The sequence below is a fragment of the Hydrogenovibrio thermophilus genome (assembly GCF_004028275.1).
Lineage (GTDB): Bacteria > Pseudomonadota > Gammaproteobacteria > Thiomicrospirales > Thiomicrospiraceae > Hydrogenovibrio > Hydrogenovibrio thermophilus.
In genome coordinates, this window is the sequence record NZ_CP035033.1 from 850,461 (window position 1) to 874,570 (window position 24,110).

General features: G+C 51.1%; 25 protein-coding genes. 20 read left to right on the top strand and 5 right to left on the bottom strand.

From position 1 onward, the window contains the following. The 4 genes from trmD to EPV75_RS03925 all read left to right on the top strand — a co-directional run bounded on the left by trmD (position 1) and on the right by EPV75_RS03925 (position 2,930). A complete protein-coding gene (gene trmD / locus EPV75_RS03910; RefSeq protein ID WP_128385617.1) occupies positions 1-711 on the top strand; it encodes a tRNA (guanosine(37)-N1)-methyltransferase TrmD in 711 nt (236 codons plus the stop codon). A gap of 102 nt (positions 712-813) precedes the next feature. After that, complete coding sequence (gene rplS / locus EPV75_RS03915; RefSeq protein WP_029937523.1) at positions 814-1,161, top strand: 50S ribosomal protein L19; 348 nt, start codon at positions 814-816, stop codon at positions 1,159-1,161. 96 nt (positions 1,162-1,257) lie between these two features. Then, positions 1,258-2,151, top strand: coding sequence for a site-specific tyrosine recombinase XerD (gene xerD, locus EPV75_RS03920; protein WP_128384530.1), 894 nt, complete (start codon positions 1,258-1,260; stop codon positions 2,149-2,151). Between the two features lie 53 nt (positions 2,152-2,204). Then, entirely contained in the window at positions 2,205-2,930 is a 726-nt protein-coding gene (locus EPV75_RS03925; protein WP_225972387.1) for a DsbC family protein, read from the top strand. 70 nt (positions 2,931-3,000) lie between these two features. Here EPV75_RS03925 and EPV75_RS03930 read toward each other — a convergent pair whose 3' ends face one another. The 3 genes from EPV75_RS03930 to EPV75_RS03940 all read right to left on the bottom strand — a co-directional run bounded on the left by EPV75_RS03930 (position 3,001) and on the right by EPV75_RS03940 (position 6,412). After that, entirely contained in the window at positions 3,001-4,236 is a 1,236-nt protein-coding gene (locus EPV75_RS03930; protein ID WP_128384531.1) for an Rta and bZIP domain-containing protein, read from the bottom strand. A 12-nt stretch (positions 4,237-4,248) separates the two neighbouring features. Beyond that, the gene (locus tag EPV75_RS03935) at positions 4,249-5,625 is read right to left on the bottom strand and encodes a midas domain-containing protein (RefSeq protein WP_128384532.1); all 1,377 of its coding nucleotides are present in this window, start codon (positions 5,623-5,625) and stop codon (positions 4,249-4,251) included. 100 nt (positions 5,626-5,725) lie between these two features. Further along, positions 5,726-6,412 carry an RluA family pseudouridine synthase gene (locus EPV75_RS03940; RefSeq protein ID WP_128384533.1) on the bottom strand — a complete coding sequence of 229 codons (687 nt, stop codon included), beginning with the start codon at positions 6,410-6,412 and terminating at the stop codon, positions 5,726-5,728. Positions 6,413-6,503: 91 nt separating this feature from the next. On the opposite strand from EPV75_RS03940, the gene EPV75_RS03945 reads away from it, so the two are divergent. Then, complete coding sequence (locus tag EPV75_RS03945; protein WP_029937529.1) at positions 6,504-6,986, top strand: low molecular weight protein-tyrosine-phosphatase; 483 nt, start codon at positions 6,504-6,506, stop codon at positions 6,984-6,986. A gap of 156 nt (positions 6,987-7,142) precedes the next feature. Here the strand turns inward: EPV75_RS03945 and EPV75_RS03950 are convergent, their stop codons facing one another. Then, on the bottom strand, positions 7,143-9,545 hold the full coding sequence (locus EPV75_RS03950; protein ID WP_128384534.1) for an Rne/Rng family ribonuclease: 2,403 nt from the start codon (positions 9,543-9,545) through the stop codon (positions 7,143-7,145). Positions 9,546-10,232: 687 nt separating this feature from the next. Between EPV75_RS03950 and rluC the strand changes: the two genes are divergently transcribed. Together rluC and EPV75_RS03960 are read left to right on the top strand one after the other, a co-directional pair. Next, positions 10,233-11,168: a 23S rRNA pseudouridine(955/2504/2580) synthase RluC gene (rluC, locus tag EPV75_RS03955; protein WP_128384535.1), complete on the top strand. Its 936-nt coding sequence runs from the start codon at positions 10,233-10,235 to the stop codon at positions 11,166-11,168. Beyond that, entirely contained in the window at positions 11,165-11,836 is a 672-nt protein-coding gene (locus tag EPV75_RS03960) for an HAD family hydrolase (protein WP_128384536.1), read from the top strand. The genes rluC and EPV75_RS03960 overlap by 4 nt, the downstream gene beginning before the upstream one ends. 13 nt (positions 11,837-11,849) lie before the next feature. Here EPV75_RS03960 and EPV75_RS03965 read toward each other — a convergent pair whose 3' ends face one another. Continuing rightward, complete coding sequence (locus EPV75_RS03965) at positions 11,850-12,458, bottom strand: Maf family protein (RefSeq protein ID WP_128384537.1); 609 nt, start codon at positions 12,456-12,458, stop codon at positions 11,850-11,852. Positions 12,459-12,559: 101 nt separating this feature from the next. Here EPV75_RS03965 and EPV75_RS03970 point away from each other — a divergent pair, with 101 nt between their 5' ends. The 13 genes from EPV75_RS03970 to holB all read left to right on the top strand — a co-directional run bounded on the left by EPV75_RS03970 (position 12,560) and on the right by holB (position 24,104). Continuing rightward, positions 12,560-13,090 (top strand): YceD family protein, encoded by a 531-nt coding sequence (locus EPV75_RS03970; protein ID WP_185748088.1) that lies wholly within the window; start codon positions 12,560-12,562, stop codon positions 13,088-13,090. Positions 13,091-13,108: 18 nt separating this feature from the next. Then, positions 13,109-13,282 carry a 50S ribosomal protein L32 gene (rpmF, locus tag EPV75_RS03975; protein ID WP_029937535.1) on the top strand — a complete coding sequence of 58 codons (174 nt, stop codon included), beginning with the start codon at positions 13,109-13,111 and terminating at the stop codon, positions 13,280-13,282. A 97-nt stretch (positions 13,283-13,379) separates the two neighbouring features. Then, positions 13,380-14,420, top strand: coding sequence for a phosphate acyltransferase PlsX (gene plsX, locus EPV75_RS03980; protein WP_128384538.1), 1,041 nt, complete (start codon positions 13,380-13,382; stop codon positions 14,418-14,420). 24 nt (positions 14,421-14,444) lie between these two features. Then, positions 14,445-15,422 (top strand): beta-ketoacyl-ACP synthase III, encoded by a 978-nt coding sequence (locus EPV75_RS03985; protein ID WP_029937537.1) that lies wholly within the window; start codon positions 14,445-14,447, stop codon positions 15,420-15,422. Positions 15,423-15,474: 52 nt separating this feature from the next. Continuing rightward, positions 15,475-16,398 carry an ACP S-malonyltransferase gene (gene fabD, locus EPV75_RS03990; protein WP_318779051.1) on the top strand — a complete coding sequence of 308 codons (924 nt, stop codon included), beginning with the start codon at positions 15,475-15,477 and terminating at the stop codon, positions 16,396-16,398. Between the two features lie 10 nt (positions 16,399-16,408). Further along, positions 16,409-17,149, top strand: a complete 741-nt coding sequence (fabG, locus tag EPV75_RS03995) for a 3-oxoacyl-ACP reductase FabG (protein WP_128384540.1) — start codon at positions 16,409-16,411, stop codon at positions 17,147-17,149. Between the two features lie 161 nt (positions 17,150-17,310). Continuing rightward, positions 17,311-17,547, top strand: a complete 237-nt coding sequence (acpP, locus tag EPV75_RS04000; protein WP_029937540.1) for an acyl carrier protein — start codon at positions 17,311-17,313, stop codon at positions 17,545-17,547. 175 nt (positions 17,548-17,722) lie between these two features. Then, entirely contained in the window at positions 17,723-18,961 is a 1,239-nt protein-coding gene (gene fabF, locus EPV75_RS04005) for a beta-ketoacyl-ACP synthase II (protein WP_128384541.1), read from the top strand. Between the two features lie 41 nt (positions 18,962-19,002). After that, positions 19,003-20,346 (top strand): aminodeoxychorismate synthase component I, encoded by a 1,344-nt coding sequence (locus EPV75_RS04010; RefSeq protein WP_128384542.1) that lies wholly within the window; start codon positions 19,003-19,005, stop codon positions 20,344-20,346. Between the two features lie 26 nt (positions 20,347-20,372). Next, the gene (gene pabC, locus EPV75_RS04015; RefSeq protein WP_128384543.1) at positions 20,373-21,272 is read left to right on the top strand and encodes an aminodeoxychorismate lyase; all 900 of its coding nucleotides are present in this window, start codon (positions 20,373-20,375) and stop codon (positions 21,270-21,272) included. Then, positions 21,272-22,279 carry an endolytic transglycosylase MltG gene (gene mltG, locus EPV75_RS04020; RefSeq protein WP_128384544.1) on the top strand — a complete coding sequence of 336 codons (1,008 nt, stop codon included), beginning with the start codon at positions 21,272-21,274 and terminating at the stop codon, positions 22,277-22,279. The genes pabC and mltG overlap by 1 nt, the downstream gene beginning before the upstream one ends. 25 nt (positions 22,280-22,304) lie before the next feature. Continuing rightward, entirely contained in the window at positions 22,305-22,970 is a 666-nt protein-coding gene (gene tmk / locus EPV75_RS04025) for a dTMP kinase (RefSeq protein ID WP_128384545.1), read from the top strand. 156 nt (positions 22,971-23,126) lie between these two features. Next, entirely contained in the window at positions 23,127-24,104 is a 978-nt protein-coding gene (holB, locus tag EPV75_RS04030) for a DNA polymerase III subunit delta' (protein ID WP_128384546.1), read from the top strand. Positions 24,105-24,110: the final 6 nt, after the last annotated feature.

Sequence of the window (24,110 nt, forward strand, 5' to 3'; positions counted from 1 at the left end):
ATGCGATTCGACGTCGTCACCTTGTTTCCGGAAATGTTTTCGGCGTTGCTGGAATCCGGCGTTTCCCGACGGGCTTATCAAGACGGTCTGTATGGGTTTCAAACTTGGAACCCTCGAGCCTATACACAGGATAAGCACAAGACGGTCGATGATCGTCCATATGGTGGTGGGCCGGGCATGGTGATGATGTATCCGCCGTTGAAAAAAACGGTCGATGCCATTGCTGAAGCCAATGACGAAAAGCCGCATGTGGTGTATTTGTCACCCCAGGGAGTGCCTCTGACGCAGCAAAAGTTGGCGGCGCTAAGCCGAAAGCCGGCATTGACCTTAGTTTGCGGACGATACGAAGGCATTGACGAACGGTTTATCGAGACTTGTGTCGATGAAGAAATTTCCGTTGGGGATTTCGTCGTCAGCGGCGGCGAATTGCCGGCCATGATGTTGATGGATGGCTTGATTCGTTTGATTCCGGGCGCTTTAGGGCACGAGCAATCGGCCGAGCAGGATTCATTTTCGGACGGTTTATTGGATTGCCCGCATTATACGCGCCCGGTTGAAGTAGATGGATTAGCCGTTCCGGATGTTTTGCAAGAAGGGCATCATGCGAAGATCGACGCTTGGCGTCACGAACAAAAGCTTGCCAGGACCAAGCAAAAACGTCCTGACCTATACACGGCTTATTTGGCTCGACAGCAAAAGACCGAATCCTAGCCGTGTTTGACAATTCGGATTCAACCTCTGGCAGCTTCGTCTGTGAATGTTGGATAAAATACATTTCATCCTAAGGGATGAGCTAATTTGGAGTGCTTAAAGATGAGCGATATCATCAAGCGTATTGAAGCGGAGCAAATGACAAAGGAATTGCCTGAGTTTGGTCCGGGGGACACAGTGATTGTTCAAGTAAAAGTTAAAGAAGGGAATAACGAGCGTCTGCAGGCGTATGAAGGGGTTGTGATTTCCAAGCGCAACCGTGGTTTGAACTCTTCTTTCATCGTCCGTAAGATTTCTCACGGTGTGGGTGTTGAGCGTACGTTCCAAACTTACAGCCCATTGGTTGATTCGGTTGAAGTCAAGCGTCGTGGTGACGTAAGACGTGCGAAATTGTACTATCTTCGTGATCGTTCCGGTAAGTCGGCACGTATCAAAGAGAAGGTTAAGTAATTTCTCGATTCAAAGCCCTCTTCGCGAGGGCTTTTTTGTTTTCCGCTCCAGTATTTTTTCACATTTCCATCGGCATGACTGTGCTATCGTTATTTCATGTCATCGAACCTGCCAACCGATATTACTAACTTCATCCAATTTCTGCGTTTAAACGAGGGTTTGAGCGATAATACGCTGCAAGCTTATCAACGGGATCTCAAGAAATTTTGGGCCTATGTCGAACCGACTGCGTTGACGCAAATCGAACGGGATCGGGTTGAGGATTTTTTGTACCAATGGCACGAAAATCAAGGCAGCGCCCGGAGTATCGCCCGATGTTTGTCGACTTTGAAACGTTTTTATCAGTTCATGGTGTCGAATCAGCGCATGGCGACCGATCCGGCCGGTGCCGTGAAAGCGCCAAAGTTGATGAAAAAAATTCCCCGGGTCATTTCGGAACAGCAAGTGGAAGCCTTGTTGAATGCACCTGACGAAACCACGCCGCTGGGGCAGCGGGATAGAGCAATTTTAGAGTTGATGTATGCGTCGGGATTGCGGGTGTCGGAAGTGGTCAATTTACCGTATGAGCAAATCAACCTGTCGGCCGGTCTGGTGCAGGTGAGCGGGAAAGGCAAAAAAGAGCGGATCGTTCCGATTGGGCAGTTAGCGATTGAAGCGGTGGCGGATTACTTAAAATCCGCCAGGCCTGCTTTGTTAAAAGACAATCGCTGGGTGCCGACGCTGTTTGTATCACGCCTCGGGCGACCGATGACGCGGCAAACCTTGTGGCACCGTATTAAGAATTTGGCGTTTGAAGCCGGTATTCAAGGGGATTTGTCTCCACATGGATTGCGGCATGCTTTTGCGACCCATCTGATTAATCATGGCGCCGATTTGCGCACGGTTCAGTTGTTGTTGGGGCATTCCGACTTGTCGACCACTCAGATTTATACGCACGTTGCGAAGGCTCGTATGCAGAAGATTCATCAGACACACCATCCTAGAGGTTAATCGATGTGATCAGTAAAGCTAAACATATTGAAAATGAAACGATAGGACAAAACATGAAAATGGGATTATCCACATTCAAACCCTGGTCAATTGGTATGGCGTTGTTGGCGTGTTCCGGTTGGGCGTTGGCCGATGAAGCCGTCATTCAAAAAAAATTGCAGCAATTGATTCCGGGTGCGCCGCCGGCGAAGATCCAGGAAAGTCAGATTCCCGGTTTATATCAAGTGTCGATCGGGCCGAAAATCGTTTACATGAGTGCCGACGGGCACTATCTGGTCTCCGGCAGTATTGTGGATTTGAATACTCGTGAAAATCTGACTGAAACCGCCAAGAACCAAGCGCGTAAAACCGAATTGGAGAAGCTCTCGGTCGACAGTATGATTATTTACCCGGCGAAAGGGTCGACCAAGCGGACCATTACGGTATTTTCCGACATCGATTGCCCATATTGCCGCAAGCTGCACAAAGAGATTCCAGCGCTGAATGAGGCTGGCATCGAAGTGCGTTACATGGCTTATCCGCGTGCCGGAGTCGGCTCGCCGGCTTACCAGAAAGCGGTGTCTGTATGGTGCAGTGATGACAGCCGTCAAGCGATGGATCAGGCGATGGAGAGTGGTCAAGTGAGCCCCAAAACGTGCCAGAATCCGGTTCAGAAACACATGATGGAAGCTGAGGCCTTCGGTGTCAGCGGTACGCCGAACATTGTGTTTGATTCCGGCGAAATGATTCCGGGCTATGCACCGGCCAATGAACTGATTAAGATGCTGGTGAAAAGCTGAGAGAGCTGAATAATTTCAGAAGAAAATTGTACTTAGATGAAAAATAAAAAAGGGGCGATCAGCCCCTTTTTTATTCTTTGATGTTCAGCTCCGGTGCCCGGTAGCTGTATGGATTGGGGCGAGACGCCAACTCCTGAGTGACGGTTTCCAAATCCTGCACTTTCTTCTGGATATGATCCTGCTGGGACTTCAGTTCCGTGACCTGTTTGCTGAGTTGTTTCAAGCTGCTGTCGATGTTTTTCAGCGCACCTGTGTCTGAAGTCCCTTTCGTTTTGGAGGCGGAGGCTTTCATTTGTGCGTCCAGAGTGGCTTGGATTTTTTTCAACAGTTTGCGCTGTTCGCTGACCGACCAGGAAATGCCGTTCAGCTTTTTCACTTGCGATTCGGTCAGGCCCATAGACGTCACTTCGACCGGTGCCACAGCGGATTGTGTGGTTTTGTGCAAAGTCGAAGCCTCGATTTTGGCTTGCACGTCCTGAATCTTCTGTAACAACGCTTGGATGCCCGCATATTGTTGGGCACGCTCGTCGGCATAGTGTTTCAGGTCTTTTTGAACCGCTTCCATCATTGCACCGGAAGCTGGTGTGACGGATTCGCTGACAGCTTTTGGCTCCGTCGTGGCGGTTTGGGTTTCTTGGCTGACTTCGTTTGTCACACTTTCTTGAGTGGCTTCGGCTTCCGGCTTCATATCAGCGTTGGTCGGAGCTTCCGGTGCCGGTTTTGAAGCGGAAATGCTCGCGCCATCGGTTCTCGGAATGTTCAGTCGTTGAATGTCTGCCGCCAAAGCTTCAATCAATGAGGATAACTGGTCCACTTTCAGGTTGAGGTTCTTATTGAACAGAGTGTTTTCCGTGGTGATGATGTCAAGTACATCCCCTTTTAGAGCGTCATGTTTTTTGCTGAGGCTGTAATACAGCCAGCTCATAATACCAACGGAAATCACGCTGACGGCAATCGACACCGACATCATGATGGTGATGGCATTTTTTGCCGTTTTCAGGTCATTCGACGCCGCGCGCAGTGATTGTCGCCAAGCGACATTCGAATCCGATAGTTCGATGATTTGCGCTTTTTGTTCGTGGGAAATTTTAATGGCGGCTTCGGCCGCGGACTGGCTTTGTTCGGCGGCCAACTGAGCCGTCTTGGCGGCTTCCAATGACAGTGCGGCGGCATCCAGATGGTCGGCTTCACCGGAGGCTTCCAGCGCCTTGTTTTTTTCGGAGGCTTTTTCCACTTCTTCCTGCATTTCGGCCGAAGCGTTTTCCAATTGCTCCAATTCGTCTAGTAGATCGTCCGTATCACTCATAGTGGATTGCCTTTATTTTTTCCCCAGTGCGTCGATACGACTTTTCAGGGACTCATTCGTTTGTCTTAATTCGGTATTCTTGCTGCGAATTTCCGCCAGTTGAGCCAGTAGCTCATCATTTGAAACCGGTGCGCTCAGTTCGGACAGCTCGATTTCATACCCGGCGTTTTTCGCGGCTTCAAAGGCACGTTCCGTCGCTTGGAAGGTGGCTTCAATGGCTTTTTGTGCTTTATCGGCCGACGCCTGGGCTTTTTTAGAGACTTCCAGCGCCAATCGGGTGGCTTCATGTGCGGTTTCCGCGACTTCCGAACTGATTTGTTTCACTTCGTCGTCGATGGCGATGGCTTCTTCCATACTATCGATGCTGTCCGCGGCTTGCTCAATTAATGAAGTGTCGTCAGAGGCTTCGGCCGACTCGGTTGTCGAGACGGCTTCAGGTTCTGGGGTCTCATCATTCATGGCATCGGTTTCATCCATAGAAGGTTCGGTTGCGCCTGCCATTTCCACAGGGGATTCCATTTCCGGCGAGGTATCCTCTTCAAGAGCGGTCTCTTCCGTCGCAGCGTCTTCGATATCCGGCAATTCACTGTCCAGTTCAGATGTCGGTTCGGCCTCCGTTTCCGTTGCATCGAGTGTTTCCTCGGCCACAGTGGCTTCCGGTTCGTCCGTTAGTTCTGGTAGGGCTTCATCCGTCGCGGTGTCATCGGTTGGCAGACTGTCGTCTGTGTCCAAGGCATCCAAGATTTCATTGTCACCCGTATCACCTTCTGTTTCAGCGGTTTCTTCCGGTAGCTCCAATGATTCGATGGCCTTGTCTTGGAAGTCATTTTCCAGTTCAGCCATTTCATTCGCCATGGCGTCAATGTCGTCTATCGCATCATCGGTTTCCGGAAGGTCGTCATCCGGCGCTTTTGCAGAGGACGCTTCGGTTTCAAAGGCGGTCGTCTCTTCGTCCTGAGTTTCCATTTCCGAGTCCATGTCGGGCACCGCTTCATCCATCATTTCATCCGAAGGTTCCAGTGGGGTTTCCAGCGCTTCGGAAACGTCGTCTTCTAGCGTGTCGGAAGTGTTTTCGACTTCCGCCAATAGCTCGTCCACGGTCTGGGCTTCGTCTTCAGTGAACGGCAGGTCGTCTTCGCCCGAGTCGATATCGGTAGCCGTTGTCGTGGTTTCCGGTTCAGGGGATGGGGTTTCTGGAGGTGGTTCCGGTGTATCTTCCGACAATTCCGGTTCAACGTCGGTTTCCGCCAGTTGATCCAGAGCATCCAGCAAGTCGTCAGCATCCGATTCGCTCGCCGGTGCATCGCCGGCTTCGGCAATGGATTCTTCGCCCATCATTTTCAGCATTTCCTGGGTTGCTAAATCGTCTTTTTCCATATCCGCGGTCATGATTGAATACCTTTTAAATGCGTTCAGCTATCTTAGCGCAACAAGGCCGGTTTTGGATACCGGACGCTTATTGCGGATATTTTGTGTAACGAAAAGCATGTTATGTGCCAGTTATAAAGGATGTGAGTTCTTCCAGGTGTTCAAATGCCAGTTTTTGACCGCCGGTCGGGTGGGTAAAGGAAAGGAAACAGGCATGCAACAATAAACGCTGACTCATCTTTAAGCTGTGCGTATCGGCATAAAGATTATCGCCCAGAATCGGGTGGCCGAGCATTTTCATGTGTAAGCGAAGTTGATGGGAACGACCGGTGATGGGGGTGAGTTGCATGAGCGAGAGGCCGTTGCCTAGGTGTTCCGCCTGCCAAAGGGTTGTGGCCGCTTTGCCTTGCCGAAAATCGATTATTTGCAAGGGGCGCTTTTCCCAGTCGCAGCGCATGGGCAGCCGAATCCGTCCTTCGGGTTGACTGGGGTGTCCGTAACAAATGGCTTGGTAGCGCTTTTCGGTTAGTCGATCCTGGAATTGAATACTGAGGTGGCGGTGTGCGGCTTTATTTTTAGCCAGAACCATCAGGCCGGAGGTATCCATGTCCAGGCGATGGACGATGAGTGCCGAAGTGCAATGGGTATGTACTTGTGCCAGAAGGTTATGGTCGGGATGGACGTTACGACCCGGCACCGACAGTAATCCGGAGGGTTTGTTGACGACCAGAAGGGCGTCGTCTTCGTAAATCACCCAAGCTGGGTCGAAAGGAATATGGGGAATGTCGGTTCGATAGGCTGTGGTCATGGTATTGGTGAGTACGAAGCTGAATGGAAGCGGAAACTGTCCAATGGATACGTTAAAATAATGGCCTTTATTGTAAAAGAGAAAAGGTTTGATGAGTCATAAAGTTTCAGTAATTTTTGTCTGTTTAGGCAATATTTGCCGCTCACCGACGGCGCATGCGGTTTTTCGTGATTTGGTGTTGGCGGAAGACTTACAGGATCAGATTCGAATCGATTCTGCGGGCACCGCATCATGGCATAAAGGTAAGCCGGCCGACAGTCGGTCGATTGAAGTGGCGCACGGGCGCGGTATTCAAATGGATGACTTGCGGTCCCGTCCGGTAGACATGGGGGATTTGATTGAGTTTGATTATGTGTTGGCGATGGATGATGCCAACTATGCGGATTTGATGGCGATGGCTTTGCCGGAACAGCGGGAAAAAATTCGCATGTTTTTGGAGTTTGCCCCGGAATTCGAGGAAAGAGAGGTGCCGGACCCATACTATGGCGGACCTCAAGGCTTCGATCATGTGTTTGATTTGGTGACGGCGGCGTCGCAAGGCTTGTTGACTGAAATCAAACGTTCCCACCTGTAGTTAGTTGACAGGGTGTTTGCCTGTGTTTTCGCTGTCCTGAAAAGCAAAAACGACCAGGCCTGGTCGTTTTTGATCTTGATGCCTCCACTCAGGATTGGCGTGATTCAACACGCCAATCCTGAGAATGCTTTTTGGAGGAGTACTTCGAAAACCGGATTACGATTTGGTGGTTTCCAAGGCGTCTTCCGAGGTCTTGTCAGACGTTGAATCCGCTTTCGATTCCGTGACCGGTGTTTCGGCTTTTGGTTCCGTTTTCGGAGTTTTGGCCGGTTTGGCATCGGCTTGAGGCTTAGCTTCCGTGGTCTCAGTTTTCACCTGAGTTTGAGCTTTCGTATTCGGCTTTTCATTTGTCTGGGTGTCGCCTGGTGTTTTAGGCGCATCCTTGTCCGCTTCCGGTGCCGGCAAATTGTGAATTGACATGGTTTCCGCACCTTCCGGCTTACGACGGCGGCCGTTGTAGCTACGGGTGTTGTAGCGACTACGGCGTCTTGGACGCTCGGAGGAGGACTCTTGGTTGTCTTTGTCGGATGAAGCGGAACCGGTTTCGGCATTTTTCACCGCTTTGCCGGCGGCTTTACTTTCCTTGGTTTCTTTCGCTTTATTCGATTTGTTGTCGTTTGCCGGCTTGTTGTCCGCTACGGTTTCGTTTTTGTCCGCATTGTTGTTGCGCGAACGGGAGCGACGGCGGCGGTTTTCCTTGCCTTCGGTTTTGCGTTCATCGGCTTTCGGTCCATTACGGTCGTTGCGCTTGTTGTCGCGGCGGTTGTCGTTCTTGTCAGAGTCTTCCTTGTCGGATGAGCGACGGCGGTTATTGTTGCGGCTGCGGTTGTTGCGGTTGCCGTTCCGTCCATTGTTTCTGGAACGGTTTTCCTTTTTCGGTTCTTCGGCCTCTTCTTGCTCGAACAAGGCTTTCCACAAACGGGTGAACAAGCCCGGTTTGGCTTCTTCTTTTGGCGCTGGTGGCGGGGTGCTCGGTTGCATATTCTTGATGGCCGGTTCTTCCTTAACCACATTCGGCTTGGCCTGTTGTTCCGCTTCGTCCTTGGCGATTACTTCCTTGATCTTGTAGCTGGAATCAATCGGCACGTCGTCACCGACGCGAGTTCTTTCCATTCGGTAATCCGGCGTGTCCAAATGTTCGTTCGGAATGACGAGAATATGCAGATTGTGGCGGTCTTCAATGCCGGTAATCTGGTGACGTTTTTCGTTCAGCAGGAAGGTGGCGACCTCCACCGGCAATTGCACGGTGACGCGGCGCGTGTTTTCCTTCATGGCTTCTTCTTCCAACAAACGGAGAACTGACAGAGCCAGTGATTGGACGCCGCGGATGACACCGGTGCCTTTGCATCGTGGGCAAATCATCTGGGTGGATTCTTCGATGGACGGGCGCAAGCGCTGACGCGACATTTCCAACAGGCCGAAGCGTGAAATCTTACCGATTTGCACACGGGCGCGATCGGACTTCACCGCTTCACGCATTTTGTTTTCCACGTCACGCTGATGACGGTTGGAATGCATGTCGATGAAATCGATCACGACCAGGCCGCCAATGTCACGCAAGCGGAGTTGGCGAGCGATTTCGCAGGCGGCTTCCAGGTTGGTGTGGTAGGCGGTTTCTTCGATGTCGCCACCTTTGGTGGAGCGACTGGAGTTGATGTCGATAGATGTCAGCGCTTCGGTGATGTCGATGACGATGGCGCCACCGGACGGCAAGGTCACTTCACGAGTGTAGGCTGTTTCGATTTGCGACTCGACTTGGAAGCGAGTGAATAATGGAATAGTGTCCTGATACGGTTTGACTTTATACACTTGGTGTGGCATGACGTGCTGCACAAAATCACGTGCCTTGTGGAAGGTTTCCATGTCGTCGATGATGATTTCACCGATGTCTTGGCGCAGGTAGTCCCGGATGGCCAAGATGACGATGTCGGATTCCTGGTGAATCAGGAAAGGGGCACTTTTTTCAGCGGATGCCTTTTGAATGGCTTCCCAAAGTTGCACCAGATAGTTTACTCCCCATTGCAGTTCTTCGGTGGATTTGCCGACACCGGCGGTGCGGATAATCAGCCCCATGCCTTCCGGCATGTCCAGGTCTTTCAGCGCGTCGCGGGTTTCGGAACGGTCATCGCCTTCAATGCGGCGGGAAATACCACCGGCTTTGGGGTTGTTCGGCATCATCACCACATAAGGGCCGGCCAAGGTGATTTGCGTGGTCAGAGCTGCGCCTTTGTTGCCGCGCTCTTCTTTTTGAACCTGAACAATCAACTCCTGACCTTCGGACAGAATATCCTTGATGGACAGGCGTTCGCCTTTGGCGTTTTCAGGGTAATATTCTTCAGCGACTTCCTTAAAAGGCAGGAAGCCATGACGCTCAGCGCCGTAGTCTACAAAAGCCGCTTCCAAGCTCGGTTCGATTCGAGTGACGGTTCCTTTATAGATATTGGCTTTTTTCTTTTGGTGGTGTGGGGTTTCGACATCTAGATCATATAGTTTTTGACCGTCGACTAAGGCAATACGCACCTCTTCGGACTGCGTAGCGTTAATCAGCATTCTTTTCATGCGATTCTCTTTTTATTGATTTATAAGGAAGCTCGCATGTCGAACAGGGGAAGGGATAATACGAGAAATGGGGCTGGGCGATTAGGCGTCTTGAATCAACCGTTTTATTCTTGTTGCAACGATCGGGCGTTTGATTAGGTCGTCCGGCATTCGATTGCGTTTTTGAGGTTGTCGTTTTTGTCGAGCTGTTTATCGGTTGTTGAAAAATGGTAAAAGCTCTTAGCCAATCAGAAGGGCAGTTTGCTGCGGTTCTAATTTATTTTGTTATTCGCTCAGTTTCAATTCTTAATGCAATTGCTCTCGTGTGGTTGAGCCGTCGTCTTATGAACGTCGCGTTTACTTGCGGGTGCGACGGCTAACTTTTTATTCGCTTCTTAGCCTGCTGACAGGGTCGCTTCAGGTTAAAAAATTCTTTAAGCCGCTGTTTCGAAAGCTTAAATAGCTTGTTGATTTAAATGGGAAACAGCCACTCTCATGTTCTTTTATTGCGCATTTAATATACCATCCCTTGACGTACCATGCAATTGAAATATTTCACCAGGTCTCGGCGGGCGCATTGAAAGTGTCAACACCACATCGACAAAGCCTGATTTAGCGCTCGGGATAAGGTAAAATAGGCGGTTTTTAAAATGCCGGTCGTTTCATCGAGGTATGTTGCGGTCGCGTCGGCGGATTTATGGAATATATATGGGTGTAAAGTTTCTTGAGGTGACCTCGGAGGACGAGGGGCAGCGGGTGGATAATTTTTTGATGCGCCATTATCGAAATGTCCCCAAAACCTTGATTTACCGGATTATTCGTAAAGGCGAAGTGCGGGTGAATAAAGGGCGCGTCAAGCAAAACACTCGTTTGGCCGACGGGGATGTGGTGCGGGTGCCGCCGATTAAGGTGCCGGAAAAAACCGAGTCCACCGTGCCGGCCGGCCAGTTACAGCGCATTGAAGACAGTATTCTTTACGAAGATAAGGATTTGATGGTCATCAATAAACCCTCCGGTGTGGCGGTGCATGGCGGCAGTGGTATTCAGTGGGGGTTGATTGAGGTTGTCCGTGCGTTACGCCCGCTGGCCAAGCGTCTGGAACTGGTGCATCGTTTGGATCGTGAAACCTCCGGCTGTATTTTATTGGCGAAAAAAGCATCGGTGCTGAAAGCGCTCCATGAACAGATTCGTGAAAACAAGATGGCCAAAGAATATTTGGCATTGCTGACCGGCCATTGGCCGAAAGGTTTGGAAAAAGTCGATTTGCCGCTGTTGAAAAACACCTTGCAGTCAGGCGAGCGGGTCGTGAAAGTCTCGAAAGAGGGCAAGCCGTCGGTCAGCTATTTTCGGATATTGGAACGTTTTGACGATTGCGAGTTGGCCGCGGTACGCCTCAAGACCGGTCGAACGCATCAAATCCGGGTGCATGCCTTGTCGCAAGGTTGTCCGTTGGTGGGGGATGATAAGTACGGCGATAAGATACTGAATAAGGCTTATAAGAAACTGGGGATGAAGCGTTTGGCTTTGCATGCGCAGTATCTGGGATTCGAACACCCGGTGACCCAGGCCTGGCTAAAAGTGGAAGCGCCGTTGCATGACGATTTTGAATTAACCTTGACGAATTTGCGGGGAGAGAAAGCATGACAAGGCAATACCAGTGTGTGATTTTTGACTGGGACGGAACGCTGATGAATTCCGAAGCGCGAATCGTGTCGTCGATTCAAACCGCGGCGGAGCGAGTAGGTTTTCCGGTATTGCCGTACGATGTTTCCAAGCAAATCATCGGCTTGAGTCTGGAAAAAGCGATTTTAACGCTCTACCCCGATGCCGATGCGTCGGGTATCGAGGCGATGGCCAAGGGTTATACGGATTGTTTTTTGGATGAATCCTGTGTGCCGATGTTGCCGTTCGATGGCGCGGAAGCTTTGTTGCAATTTTTGCACGGTGAAGGCGTGAAAGTCGCGATTGCCACCGGCAAGAGTCGGAAGGGGCTGGATCAGGTGTTGGATGAGGTCGGGTTTGAACCGTATTTCCACTTTACGCGTACCCCGGTGGAATCCGAATCCAAGCCGAGCCCGTTGATGTTGCAACAGATTTTGGATGAATTCGATTTGGCGCCGGAGCAGGCGGTGATGGTCGGCGATACCGAATTTGACATGCAAATGGCGCAGACCATCGATATGGACCGGATTGCGCTCAGTCATGGTGTGCATGAGCTGGAGCGTTTGCAAGGCTTTGACCCGGTGGCCAGTTTCGACGATTTAATGTCGATGCAGGCCTGGTTAAAAGGCCGATTGTTACCACACGCTTAAGTCGCGAACGATCTTAATCCGGGAGGTAAGGCAGTTGCAGGCCGCACTGTCTCAAAAAATGCGTCAAGTCGATCAGCGGTAGGCCGATTAAAGCGTTCGGGTCTTTGCCTTCGATGGATTCAAATAACGTAATGCCCAAGCCTTCCGATTTGAAACTGCCGGCGCACTGATAAGGCTCTTCCAGTATCAAGTAATTGTGAATGTCGATTTCCGATAGGCTTCGGAAAGTGACATGCGTTTCATCCAGCGTTTGTAATGTGAGGTTATGGCGAGTGTCCAGAACCACCAGGCCTGTCCGGAAGGTAACGGTTTGACCGCTGAATTGTCGAAGCTGTTCAACGGCGTTTTCGTAATGGTGCGGTTTGCCGATGGGACGGCCCTGGAAACTGGCGCTCTGATCGGACGCGATAATCAGTGCGTCCGGGTGATGCGGCGCGATGGCTTCGGCTTTCGCCAGCGAGAGGCGGTTGACCATCTCGGCCACGGTTTCGCTCGGGTTTGGGGTTTCGTCCACCTCGGGTTTGGCGGTTACAAACGGCAATCCAAGCTTTTCCAAGAGCATTTTTCGGAAAGGGGAAGTGGATGCCAGAACGATTTGTGGGAGAGATGACGTCGAAGTCATGCTAGGCCTTTGTTTTTTTTAAAATTTTGCTAAAATAGGATGGCGGATTTTATCGCCATTTATTTTTGACTTTGGAATGTAATAAGAGTATTATGCGCGCCATGTTAGACAAGCTTCCGGATTTGATTGACCCTGTTTACTCTTCGCAACATGATAAACGATTTGTTGCACGAGTCAATCAAGAGCGTTTCCCGCGCCTGAAGCAGCTGCTTTTTTCGGCAGAACATGATGTGGAAGTGGACGTACACTTTTATTATCACCCGCAATATAAAATGCACGGGTTTGATATGGAATTGGATACGGTCTTCACGCTGGAATGTCAGCGCTCGCTGAAAGGGTTTGACTATCCATCCTCATCAACGATTACCGGCGTGTTTGTCGAGTCCATGGCTTTGGCCGAAGACTTGCCTTCCGATGTGGAAGTCTACGAAGTGTCGGAAGAGAAAATCTCATTGATGGATTTGGTGGAAGACGAGCTGATGTTATCGGTGCCTTTGTCGCCAATCAATGAAGCCAGTGAAATGGACTATCAGAACCCTTCCGAGGAAGTGGGGCTGCCGGAAGAAAAAGAATTAGAGAAAAAGGAAAATCCTTTCGCGGCGTTGAAAGGATTAAAAGACAACCCGAATTAACCTTCAGGAGATATTAAGATGGCTGTACAAAAAAGTCGTAAAACCCCTTCAAGACGTGGTATGCGTCGTTCGCACGATGCGTTGAGCGCGGCACCAATCACCGTTGATGAAACCACCGGTGAAGTTCATCGTCGTCACCACGTTACAGCGGATGGCTACTACAAAGGCAAAAAAGTCATTCAAGACAAATAATCTTTTTTAAGGGGTGTCGCCGTCCGGCGGCCACCTCTCATTTCTTTTGCATTCCCCATTTCTGTTTTTTTTGGATTACTGTTTTTAGGATCTGACCTTGAGTATTAAAATTGCTATCGATGCGATGGGCGGTGACCACGGTATTAAGGTAACTGTTCCAGCTTCTTTGGAAGCTTTGTCAAAATTTCCGGATCTTTCGATTGTTTTGGTGGGTAATCAGCCCTTGATTGAAAAAGCCCTGGCCTCCCATCAATATGATGAATCGCGGCTGTCCGTCGAACATGCCGAACAAATTGTAGAGATGGACGACCTGCCTTCCAAAGCGTTGCGGAATAAGCGTAAATCGTCGATGCGCATCGCGCTCAATCTGGTGAAAGAAGGTGTTGCACAGGCGGCGGTCAGTGCCGGTAATACCGGCGCCTTGATGGCGGTTTCCAAGTTTGTGCTGAAAACGTTACCGGGCATTGATCGTCCGGCCATTTGTACTCAGATGCCGACCATGAAAGGCCATGTCCATGTTTTGGACTTGGGTGCGAATGTCGGGGCCGACGGACAAAGCTTGGCGCAATTCGGTGTAATGGGATCGGTTTTGGCGAATGCGGTCGATAATAACGCCAAGCCACGCGTGGCGCTGTTGAATATCGGCGAAGAAGAAATTAAAGGGCATCAGCGCATCAAAGACGCTAATGAGTTGTTGAAAAACAGTTCCATCAATTACGTCGGTTACGTGGAAGGCGATGAAATCTACCAGGGCGATGTCGACGTGGTTTCCTGCGATGGTTTTGATGGTAATGTGGCCTTGAAGTCCAGTGAAGGCGTTGCGAAAATGATTTCCTTTTACTTGAAAGATGCCTTTAATAAAAACCTTCTGACCAAACTGGCCGGTTTGGTCGCGTACCCTGTCCTGAAAGCTTTTAAAGAAAAAGTCGATCCTAGACGTTATAATGGGGCCTCATTATTGGGGTTACGTAAAATTGTCATCAAAAGTCATGGCGGTGCCGATGCGTTTTCGTTTTATCACGCCATTGCCGAAGCGCGCTTGGAAGTGATTAAAAACGTACCGGAGTTAATTGCGTCCGAAGTGAAGACGATTCTGGACAGCCACTCCGACGACCAACCCTTGGAAAAACAAGAATAACAGGCGACAGCTAAAGCAGGTCCTATGAGTCAAAAAATCTACAGTCGAATTATTGGAACGGGAGGTTATCTCCCAGAAAAGGTGATGACCAACGCCGATTTGGAAAAAATGGTGGACACCAGCGACGAGTGGATTCGAGAAAGGACCGGGATTGAAGAAAGACGCATTGCCGCGGAAGGGCAAACCACCTGTGACTTGGCGGAACAAGCTTCATTGCAGGCGCTGGAAATGGCGGGCGTTACGCCGCAGGAATTGGATTTGATTCTGGTGGCGACCACGACACCTGATAAGATTTTTCCAAGTACCGCGACCTTGTTGCAAGCTCGTTTGGGCAATCACGGCGCGCCGGCTTTCGATTTGCAAGCCGTTTGTACCGGATTTGTCTACGCCTTGAGTGTGGCGGATCAATACATTAAAACCGGTATGGTCAAGCGCGCCTTGGTTGTCGGAGCGGAGACGTTGTCGCGTATCACCAACTGGGAAGACCGCAATACCTGCGTCTTGTTCGGAGACGGAGCCGGTGCCGTGGTGCTGGAAGCGTCTGAAGAAACCGGTATCTTGTCTACACACATCCATGCCGACGGTCAGTATGAAGAGTTGTTGCATGTCCCATCCGGCCCGTCCAAAGTGCCGCAAACCGATGAAATTGCCGAAAGAACCATGTCGATGAAAGGTAATGAAGTCTTCAAGATTGCGGTGAATACGTTAAGCCAAATCGCCTCGGAGACCTTGAACGCTAACCAGATGGAAAAAACCGACTTGGATTGGTTGGTTCCGCATCAAGCGAATTCCCGTATTATTAAAGCCACGGCCCGCAAACTGAGATTAGGCGACGATCAAACCGTGATGACGGTGAGCAAACACGCCAATACCTCCAGTGCATCCATTCCGCTGGCATTGAATGAAGCGGTACGTGATGGTCGCATCCAGAAAAATCAGGTCGTGCTGTTGGAAGCCTTCGGCGGCGGCTTTACCTGGGGCTCTGCGTTGCTGCGTTTTTAATGGCAGGCCTGGTCAGAATTCAGATTAATCAAATTTAAGGAACGTTTATATTATGTCATACGCGTTTGTTTTTCCCGGTCAAGGGTCGCAATCCGTTGGAATGCTGGCCGATATGGCTGAGCAGCATGCCGTTGTAAAATCCACATTTGATGAAGCTTCTGAAGCCTTGGGTTATGACCTTTGGAGTGTGGTACAAAACGGTCCGGAAGAAAAATTGAACCAAACCGATGTCACGCAACCGGCGATGTTGACGTCCGGTATCGCTATCTGGCGCGCCATGGCCGAGCAGAAAACCTTGGCGCCGGCGTATCTGGCGGGGCACTCGCTGGGCGAGTACACGGCCTTGGCGGCGGCGGGTGTGATGAATTTGGCGCAAGGCGTGGAATTGGTCGCCGAGCGCGGACGCTTGATGCAATCCGCCGTGCCAGCCGGTGAAGGGGCTATGGCGGCTGTTTTGGGCTTGGAAGATCAGCAGATTGTTGACATCTGTGCCGCCGCAGACGGTGTCGTGGAAGCGGTGAATTTCAATTCACCGGGGCAGGTGGTGATTGCTGGTGCGAAAACCGCGGTGGACGCCATTTTGCCTGTATTTGAGGAAGCGGGTGCCAAACGTGTTGTGCCGTTGGCGGTCAGCGTGCCATCTCACTGCTCTTTGATGAAGCCGGCGGCGGATGCCTTGGCCGAAAAACTGAACGGCATGGCGCTGAACACGCCAACCATTCCGGTTCTGCATAACGTCAATGTCGAAACCGCTGCTTCGGAAACGGAAATCAAACAGGCGTTGGTGGAACAATTGTACCGTCCGGTGCAGTGGGTGAAGACGGTTGAAAAAATGAAATCCTTGGGTGTCGAGCGTTTATATGAGCTGGGCCCAGGCAAAGTGTTGATGGGGCTGAACCGTCGCATCGATCGTAAAATGGGGATGCAAGCCGTTTACGATTCGGCTACACTTACGGCATCGTTGGAAACTCTCTAAGGAAAACCTTATGTTATCTGGAAAAATAGCTTTTGTAACAGGGGCGAGCCGTGGCATCGGAAAGGCGATCGCCTTGGATTTGGCGGCGAATGGCGCAACGGTCATTGGAACGGCCACATCTGAAAACGGTGCGCAAGCCATTACCAACTATTTAAAGGAAGCGGGCGCGCAAGGTGTGGGTAAATGTTTGAATGTCACCGATGCTGAAATGATTGCCTCCGTATTGGGTGAAGTGACCAAAGAGTTTGGTACGCCGACGGTTCTGGTGAACAATGCCGGGATTACACGCGACAACCTGTTGATGCGTATGAAAGACGATGAATGGAACGACATCATCGACACGAATTTGAGTTCGGTTTACCGCATGTCCAAGGCGTGTCTGCGCGGAATGATGAAAGCCAAGCAAGGCGCCATTATCAACATTGCATCCGTTGTCGGTGTGATGGGCAATGCCGGGCAAACCAACTATGCCGCAGCCAAAGCCGGGATTATGGGCTTCACCAAATCCTTGGCCCGTGAAATCGGTGCCAAGAATGTGACCGTAAACACAGTGGCACCGGGCTTTATCGATACCGATATGACGCGCGCCTTGCCGGAAGAGCAGCGTGAAGCCTTGACGCAACAGATTCCATTGAAGCGTCTGGGAGAGCCAGAAGACATCGCCAAAACGGTGACCTTTTTGGCCTCGGAAGGCGGCAGCTATATTACCGGTCAAACCATTAATGTAAATGGTGGTATGTATATGATTTAAAAGCCGATTCAGGCTTTTTAAATCTTTGGCTATTGGATTTGGCTTATAATGCGTTTGGATGTTTTTTCAAAATAGCTTGAAAAAAAACAAAGATAAAGCGAAAATGAGCGGAATTTTTGAAAGAAGAATTTTAATTTAACTAGTAAACCGGAGAATATTCCATGAGCAGTATTGAAGAACGCGTCAAAAAAATTGTTGTAGAACAATTGGGTGTTGAAGAAGACCAGGTTACCCCTGATGCTTCTTTCATCGATGATTTAGGTGCGGATTCATTGGACACAGTTGAGTTGGTTATGGCATTGGAAGAAGAGTTTGACTGCGAAATTCCTGACGAAGAAGCAGAAAAAATCTCTACTTTAGCGCAAGCAACTGCTTATGTAGAAGCGAACCTAGACTGATCTAAACTGAAAGTTTTTCAGAAAAGCCGTTTTTACGGCTTTTTTTGTTTCTGGCCACTGAAAAATCGCCAAGTCGATATTTAATTATGTGGGGCTTGGCGAAAGGCGCATGGAACAATGGAATAAAACACTGACGGATAAGCGTCGGTGGCGTGTGAATGTAAAGGAATGAAAGATGAAAATGCGTCGTGTTGTGGTAACGGGTATCGGTTGTGTCACACCGGTCGGGAATACGGTTGAAGCCACTTGGTCGGCCTTGCTGAAAGGGCAAAGCGGTATTGAAACCATTAAAGGCTTTGACACGGATGGTTTTGCCGTGACATTCGGTGGGGAAATCAAAGATTTTGATATTACCGAATACATTACACCCAAAGAAGCGAAAAAAATGGACCCGTTCATTCACTATGGGATGGCAGCGGGCACGCAAGCGCTCAAAGACTCCGGTTTGGAAGTGACCGAAGAGAATGCCGAGCGTATCGGTGTGTCCATCGGTTCCGGTATTGGCGGGATCGGCTCCATTGAGAAACAACATGCGACCTTGCAGAAATCCGGTCCGCGTCGTGTTTCACCGTTTTTCGTTCCAAGTTCCATCATTAATATGGTCTCCGGTAACCTGTCGATCATGCACGGTTTGAAAGGCCCGAATATGGCGATTGGCACCGCCTGTGCAACCGGTACACACAGTATTGGTGATGCCTACCGAATGATTCAATTCGGCGATGCCGATGTGATGGTCGCCGGTGGGGCGGAACAAGCCACCACGCCGCTGGGATTGGCCGGGTTTGCCGCGGCGAAAGCCTTGTCGACCCGCAATGACGATCCGCAAACCGCCAGCCGCCCTTGGGATAAAGGGCGCGACGGCTTCGTTCTGAGTGACGGTGCCGGTGCCGTGGTGTTGGAAGACTATGAACATGCGAAAGCGCGTGGCGCGCATATTTATTGTGAAATCGTCGGTTTCGGCATGAGTGGTGACGCATATCATATGACCAAACCGGCCGACGGCGGGGAAGGCGGCGCGCGTTGTATCCAAAATGCTTTGCGAAACGCCGAGCTGAACCCGGATCAAATCGATTACATTAATGCGCACGGCACCTCGACACCGGCCGGTGATGTGTGTGAAGCCAGCGCGATCAAATCCGTCTTTGGTGACCACGCGCACAAATTGGCGGTCAGTTCCACCAAATCCATGACCGGGCACGCCTTGGGCGCGGCCGGGGCGATGGAAGCCGTGTTCACCGCCTTGATGATTCAAGAGCAGGTATTGGCGCCGACTATTAATTTGGAAGATCCGGCGGACGGATGTGATTTGGACTTTGTGTCCGATGGGGCACGTGAGGCGAAAATCACCTATGCGGTGTCCAACTCGCTTGGGTTTGGCGGAACCAATGCCTCTTTGGTGTTTGCTAAAGTTTAATGGTTTTTGACTGCTTCCGACATCAATAAAGGTTCGACCAAATGGCCGCCACGTCTACGCAGACAATGAACGTTGTTTCCATTGACTGTCCACAAGTTGACCTGTTAAAACTGCATCAGCTGGATGCGGCACGCTATCCGTTTTTATTGGAGAGCGTGGCCCAAGGGCAATTGGGACGTTTTGATGTGCTGTTTGCCTTTCCGCAAGACACCTTGACCTTGTCGGATGCAACCGACGCCGAGGCGTTCCAAAATGCGTTTCACGACGCCTATCAATCACTCCAAGTTCCAGACATTGATTCGGACTTACCCTTTACCGGCGGTTGGTTCGGTTATTTCAGCTATGATTACGCTCAGGTCGTCGAACCGACGCTGAATTTGCCTGTGTCCGATTTACCGTTGGCGGTGTTGGTTCGAGTGCCGGCGGCGGTGATGGTCGATCATCAAACCGGACAGGTACACTTTATGGCCGAAGCCGGTTTTGAGGCGTGTCTCGACACCATGCATCAGGATTTTGAATCGGCGCAAGCCCGGCCGGATAAACCGGTCGATATTCAGGTCACTAATCGCTGGGAAGAACCGGAAGCCAAATATCTGAACGGCATCGAAACCATTAAAGATTACATCCTGGCTGGAGACATCTTTCAGGTAAACCTGTCGCGTGAATGGCGCTTTGAATTAAGTGAGGCCGATTATGCCGCCTTGTACGCGTCGTTGCGGCGCAATAATCCGGCCCCATTTGCGGCTTGTGCGCAGTTTGGCGATTGGCAATTGCTCAGCTCTTCTCCGGAACGTTTGGTGCAATACCGGGCACCTTGGGTGGAAACGCGTCCGATTGCCGGTACCCGCAAACGCAGTGCCGACTTGGCGGCCGATCGCGCCTTGATCGAAGAATTGATTTCCCATCCGAAAGAACGCGCCGAACACATTATGTTGATTGACTTGGAGCGAAATGATCTCGGGCGAATCTGCTTGCCCGGTTCAGTGGAAGTTAATGAGTTGATGGTGGTGGAAACCTACGAGCATGTGCATCACATCGTGTCGAATGTGCGCGGGCATCTCCAGCCCGGCATGACGCCGTTGGAAATCATTCACGCCACCTTCCCGGGCGGCACCATTACCGGCTGTCCGAAGGTGCGCTGCATGGAAATCATCGCCGAATTGGAACAAATGCCTCGACAAGCCTATACCGGTTCTTTAGGCTATATCAACCGGGACGGTTCGTTGGATTTCAATATTCTGATTCGGACGATTCTGCAGCAAGGGAATCAAGTGTCGCTGCGGACCGGCGCGGGCATTGTCGCCGATTCGATTCCGGAACGGGAGTTGAAGGAATCACGCCATAAAGCCAAGGGGCTGTTGAACGCGTTACTGGGCGATGTTTAAAGGGTTGATACCAAAGAGGAGTGGTTATGAAGTTCAATACACAAATCTGGCTGAATGGGGAACCGATTTCACAGTCTGGCTTTGACCGAGGTTTGTTGTATGGCGACGGTTTCTTTACCACGATCTTGCTGGTCGACGGTCAACTGGCCAATTGGGACGCCCATTGGGCGCGACTGAACGAAAGCCAGAAGCGTTTGGGTTTTCCGGCGTTGAATCCGGTCAATATGATCAATGATTTGATTGCCTTTATCAAATCGCGCCCGGCGCAACCGTTGGAAGTTATTAAGATTTTGATTACCCGCGGCGAAGGTGGCAAGGGCTATCAGCCGTTGGCCAAGCCACGTCCATCGGTCTTCATCCAGCGGCTGCCGTTTCCTGAAGAGGGCGCGACGGAAAGCCTAACATTGGAAAACGACCGGGCCTGGCCGTTTTTTCGATTGAAGATGACCGTGTCCGATATCGAGGCGTCGCGTCAAACCCAATTGGCCGGCTTGAAGCACTTGAATCGCTTGGAAAACGTCTTGGCCCGCCAGGCGTTGTTGGACACCGAGTTCGACGAAGCGGTGATGCTGGACGGTGACGGTCAGGTTATCAGCGCTACTCAGGCCAATCTGGTGCTGCTCAAAGACGGGCGGCTTTTGACGCCGAAATTGACGCACAGCGGGGTCTTCGGAACCTGTTTGCGTTCGCTCAATCACGCCTTGCAGGCAAGCGGGTTTGAACAGACGGTGGAATGGAGCGAGATACGCCGCGAAGATGTATTGTCCGCCGACGAACTCTTTTGCTGCAATGCCTTGCGCGGAGTGATGCCGGTGAGTCACTTTCAGGGCAGAGCCTACGCCATGCATCAAAGTGATAAAATCGCCCAGGCCTGGCTGAATTGGCAACAGACGAATTTAACGAATATCCGAGGGTTACGGGTTTAATGCAAAAAATCAAACTGTTCCTTATGACGGTGGCGGCCTGTGTGCTGGTCACCTGGTTATCGGTGGAAGGTTGGGCCTTCAAGCAGTTTCTGACTCAACCGATTTCCTCACAAACCGACGCGCAAGTGGTGTCGATTCCGAAAGGGGCCACCTCCCGTAAAGTGGCGCATTTGCTGTACGAGGCTAAGATGGTGCGTCACCCGGAATGGCTGGTTTGGGTCCTGAAGTGGCGTGGTCAGGCAGAGCAGGTGAAAGCCGGTGAAATCGAAATTCATCCGAATTGGACGTTGGATGAATTAATCGACGCCTTGATTCAAGGCAAAACGGTGACGTATCCGGTGACGTTTATTGCCGGGGAGACCATACAACAAGGCTTGGAAACCCTGCGCAATTCACCCAAGCTGGAAAAGGTGCTCGATTATCAAGACACCGCCGCCATCCAGGCCCAGCTGGGTTTGAAACAACCTTTGGAAGGCCAGTTCCTGCCGGAAACCTATTTCTATTCCGCCGACGAAACGGACTTGTCGATTTTGCAGCGTTCCCATGCGTCGTTACAGAAAACCTTGCAGCAGGCCTGGGCGAATCGTGCGGATAACTTGCCGATTAAAACCCCTTACGAGGCGCTGATTCTGGCGTCGATTGTCGAAAAAGAAACCGGCTATGCGCCCGAGCGACCGATGATTGCCGGTGTGTTCGTCAACCGCCTGCGTAAAGGTATGCGGCTGCAGTCCGACCCGACGGTGATTTACGGCATCGGCGATAAGTACGACGGCAATATCCGCAAGAAAGACTTGCAGACCAAAACCGCTTACAACACTTATCGCATCAACGGTTTGCCGCCCACGCCGATTGCACTGGCGAGCGCCGATGCGATTCATGCGGTGTTGAACCCGGCGACCACCAAGGCGTTATACTTTGTGTCGAAAGGCAATGGTCAGCACGTGTTTTCCAACACGCTGAAAGAACACAATCGCGCGGTACGTAAATACATTTTGTCGCGCCAATAACTCAAGTAGCCCATAGGATTTATTCATGTCTCATGTCACACAGCCCGGTCAATTCATTACGCTCGAAGGGACGGAAGGCGCCGGCAAGTCTACCAATTTGATGTTTATCGAGCAGTGGTTGCGGGATCGGGATATCGACGTGGTGGTGACGCGGGAGCCGGGCGGCACCGCCATCGGCGAGGCCGTCAGACACATTTTGCTCGATAAGCAATACGGTGAGATGACGCCGGATACGGAGCTGTTATTAATGTTTGCGGCGCGCAACCAGCACCTGCAGGAAAAAATTTTACCGGCGTTGGCGGCTGGCCAGTGGGTGATTTCCGACCGTTTTACCGATGCAACTTATGCTTATCAAGGCGGTGCGCGCGGTTTGCCGTTCAAGCGCATTGCCGAAATTGAGCAATGGGTGCAGAAAGGGCGTTTTCCAGATCGAACCTTTGTGTTTGATTTACCCATTGAAGAAGGCATGAAACGGGTGGCTGCGCGGGCCGAATTGTCGGGGCAACACATTGACCGCTTCGAGCAGGAAAAAATCGATTTCTTTGAAAAGGTCCGAGCGACCTATCTGATTCGGGCAGAAGAGGCACCGGAGCGCTATACCGTCCTGGATGCGCAGCAGCCGCTGGAAGCAGTTCAAGCACAGTTGCAAGCCGCTCTGATGAGCATGGTAAGCGAGTCCGCAAATTTATGAAATTTCCGGGCGAAGCCTCTTTAAAACGTATTTCATGAAACACCTCAGGGTGTTAGAATGCAAACTTCCCGTGAACGAAATGAGAATCAATCTACCTATGAACCAGCGTGATACAGCACGAAAAAACGATGGGTGGCTAAAACGGATGGTGACTCAATGATTTTTCCCTGGCAGGAAACCGCTTGGCAACAGTGGCAGCAGCAGGCCGCCCATTTGGGACAGGCGTATCTGCTGTCCGGTGCGGCGGGCATTGGTATTGATGCCTTTGCGCGGGAAATGGCGCAAGGCTTATTGTGCCAAACGCCAGGCGTAAAAGCTTGCGGGCAATGCGCGCAATGTCATCAGTTTCAGCAGGCGACGCACCCGGACTTTTGGGTGTTGAAACGCCTGGAGGATAAAAAAGAAATCACCATCGATCAAGTGCGTGAGCTGACCGACAAGGTCAGCCGCACGGCCCATCAGGGCGGCTTCAAAGTGGTGCTGGTGCTGGAAACCGAAACCTTGAATGTGTCGGCTTTCAACGCCTTGCTGAAAACCCTGGAAGAACCGCCGGAACGCACGGTGTTGATTTTGACTACGCATCGTTTGAGTGCGCTGCCAGCCACCATTATCAGCCGATGCCGTCAGGTGGCGTTTGCCGCCCCGTCGCGTGATGAGGCCCTGGCCTGGTTACAACAGGCCTTACCGCAAGCGGATTTGCCGTTGTTGAAAAAAGCGCTGACGCTCAACTGGGGTGGGCCGGTGGCAGCGAAAACCTGGATTGACGACAAAGCGTTTGAATGGGAAGCGGCTTGGCAGGACGATATCAAAGGCCTGCAACAAGGACGCCTGAGTGTGTCGCAGGCCGTCGAAAAATGGAAAAAATGGCCCCAGCCGGAAGTGACGCTGGATTATTTCTACGCCTGGTCGGTGAATGTGGTGCGTTCCGCTTTGTATGGCCAAAAGCGGCCTTACAGTCCTAATTGGTTAGCCTTCCAGAAAGCGGTGTTGCAGGCGCGCCAATACTGGCATCAGAACGTCAATAAAGATTTGTTGCTGGAAGGCATCTGTTTGGAATGGTTGCAACAGCACCAGGCCGATTATCAGCCGGGCGCGGCGTTTTCCGGTGCCTTGATTCGCGGCCGCGATTTGTAATGAATG

Coding starts and splice junctions, on each gene's coding strand:
- trmD (WP_128385617.1), top strand. CDS start 1: ATGCGATTCGACGTCGTCACCTTGTTTCCGGAAATGTTTTCGGCGTTG.
- rplS (WP_029937523.1), top strand. CDS start 814: ATGAGCGATATCATCAAGCGTATTGAAGCGGAGCAAATGACAAAGGAA.
- xerD (WP_128384530.1), top strand. CDS start 1,258: ATGTCATCGAACCTGCCAACCGATATTACTAACTTCATCCAATTTCTG.
- EPV75_RS03925 (WP_225972387.1), top strand. CDS start 2,205: ATGAAAATGGGATTATCCACATTCAAACCCTGGTCAATTGGTATGGCG.
- EPV75_RS03930 (WP_128384531.1), bottom strand. CDS start 4,236: ATGAGTGATACGGACGATCTACTAGACGAATTGGAGCAATTGGAAAAC.
- EPV75_RS03935 (WP_128384532.1), bottom strand. CDS start 5,625: ATGACCGCGGATATGGAAAAAGACGATTTAGCAACCCAGGAAATGCTG.
- EPV75_RS03940 (WP_128384533.1), bottom strand. CDS start 6,412: ATGACCACAGCCTATCGAACCGACATTCCCCATATTCCTTTCGACCCA.
- EPV75_RS03945 (WP_029937529.1), top strand. CDS start 6,504: ATGAGTCATAAAGTTTCAGTAATTTTTGTCTGTTTAGGCAATATTTGC.
- EPV75_RS03950 (WP_128384534.1), bottom strand. CDS start 9,545: ATGAAAAGAATGCTGATTAACGCTACGCAGTCCGAAGAGGTGCGTATT.
- rluC (WP_128384535.1), top strand. CDS start 10,233: ATGGGTGTAAAGTTTCTTGAGGTGACCTCGGAGGACGAGGGGCAGCGG.
- EPV75_RS03960 (WP_128384536.1), top strand. CDS start 11,165: ATGACAAGGCAATACCAGTGTGTGATTTTTGACTGGGACGGAACGCTG.
- EPV75_RS03965 (WP_128384537.1), bottom strand. CDS start 12,458: ATGACTTCGACGTCATCTCTCCCACAAATCGTTCTGGCATCCACTTCC.
- EPV75_RS03970 (WP_185748088.1), top strand. CDS start 12,560: ATGTTAGACAAGCTTCCGGATTTGATTGACCCTGTTTACTCTTCGCAA.
- rpmF (WP_029937535.1), top strand. CDS start 13,109: ATGGCTGTACAAAAAAGTCGTAAAACCCCTTCAAGACGTGGTATGCGT.
- EPV75_RS03985 (WP_029937537.1), top strand. CDS start 14,445: ATGAGTCAAAAAATCTACAGTCGAATTATTGGAACGGGAGGTTATCTC.
- fabD (WP_318779051.1), top strand. CDS start 15,475: ATGTCATACGCGTTTGTTTTTCCCGGTCAAGGGTCGCAATCCGTTGGA.
- fabG (WP_128384540.1), top strand. CDS start 16,409: ATGTTATCTGGAAAAATAGCTTTTGTAACAGGGGCGAGCCGTGGCATC.
- acpP (WP_029937540.1), top strand. CDS start 17,311: ATGAGCAGTATTGAAGAACGCGTCAAAAAAATTGTTGTAGAACAATTG.
- fabF (WP_128384541.1), top strand. CDS start 17,723: ATGAAAATGCGTCGTGTTGTGGTAACGGGTATCGGTTGTGTCACACCG.
- EPV75_RS04010 (WP_128384542.1), top strand. CDS start 19,003: ATGGCCGCCACGTCTACGCAGACAATGAACGTTGTTTCCATTGACTGT.
- pabC (WP_128384543.1), top strand. CDS start 20,373: ATGAAGTTCAATACACAAATCTGGCTGAATGGGGAACCGATTTCACAG.
- mltG (WP_128384544.1), top strand. CDS start 21,272: ATGCAAAAAATCAAACTGTTCCTTATGACGGTGGCGGCCTGTGTGCTG.
- tmk (WP_128384545.1), top strand. CDS start 22,305: ATGTCTCATGTCACACAGCCCGGTCAATTCATTACGCTCGAAGGGACG.
- holB (WP_128384546.1), top strand. CDS start 23,127: ATGATTTTTCCCTGGCAGGAAACCGCTTGGCAACAGTGGCAGCAGCAG.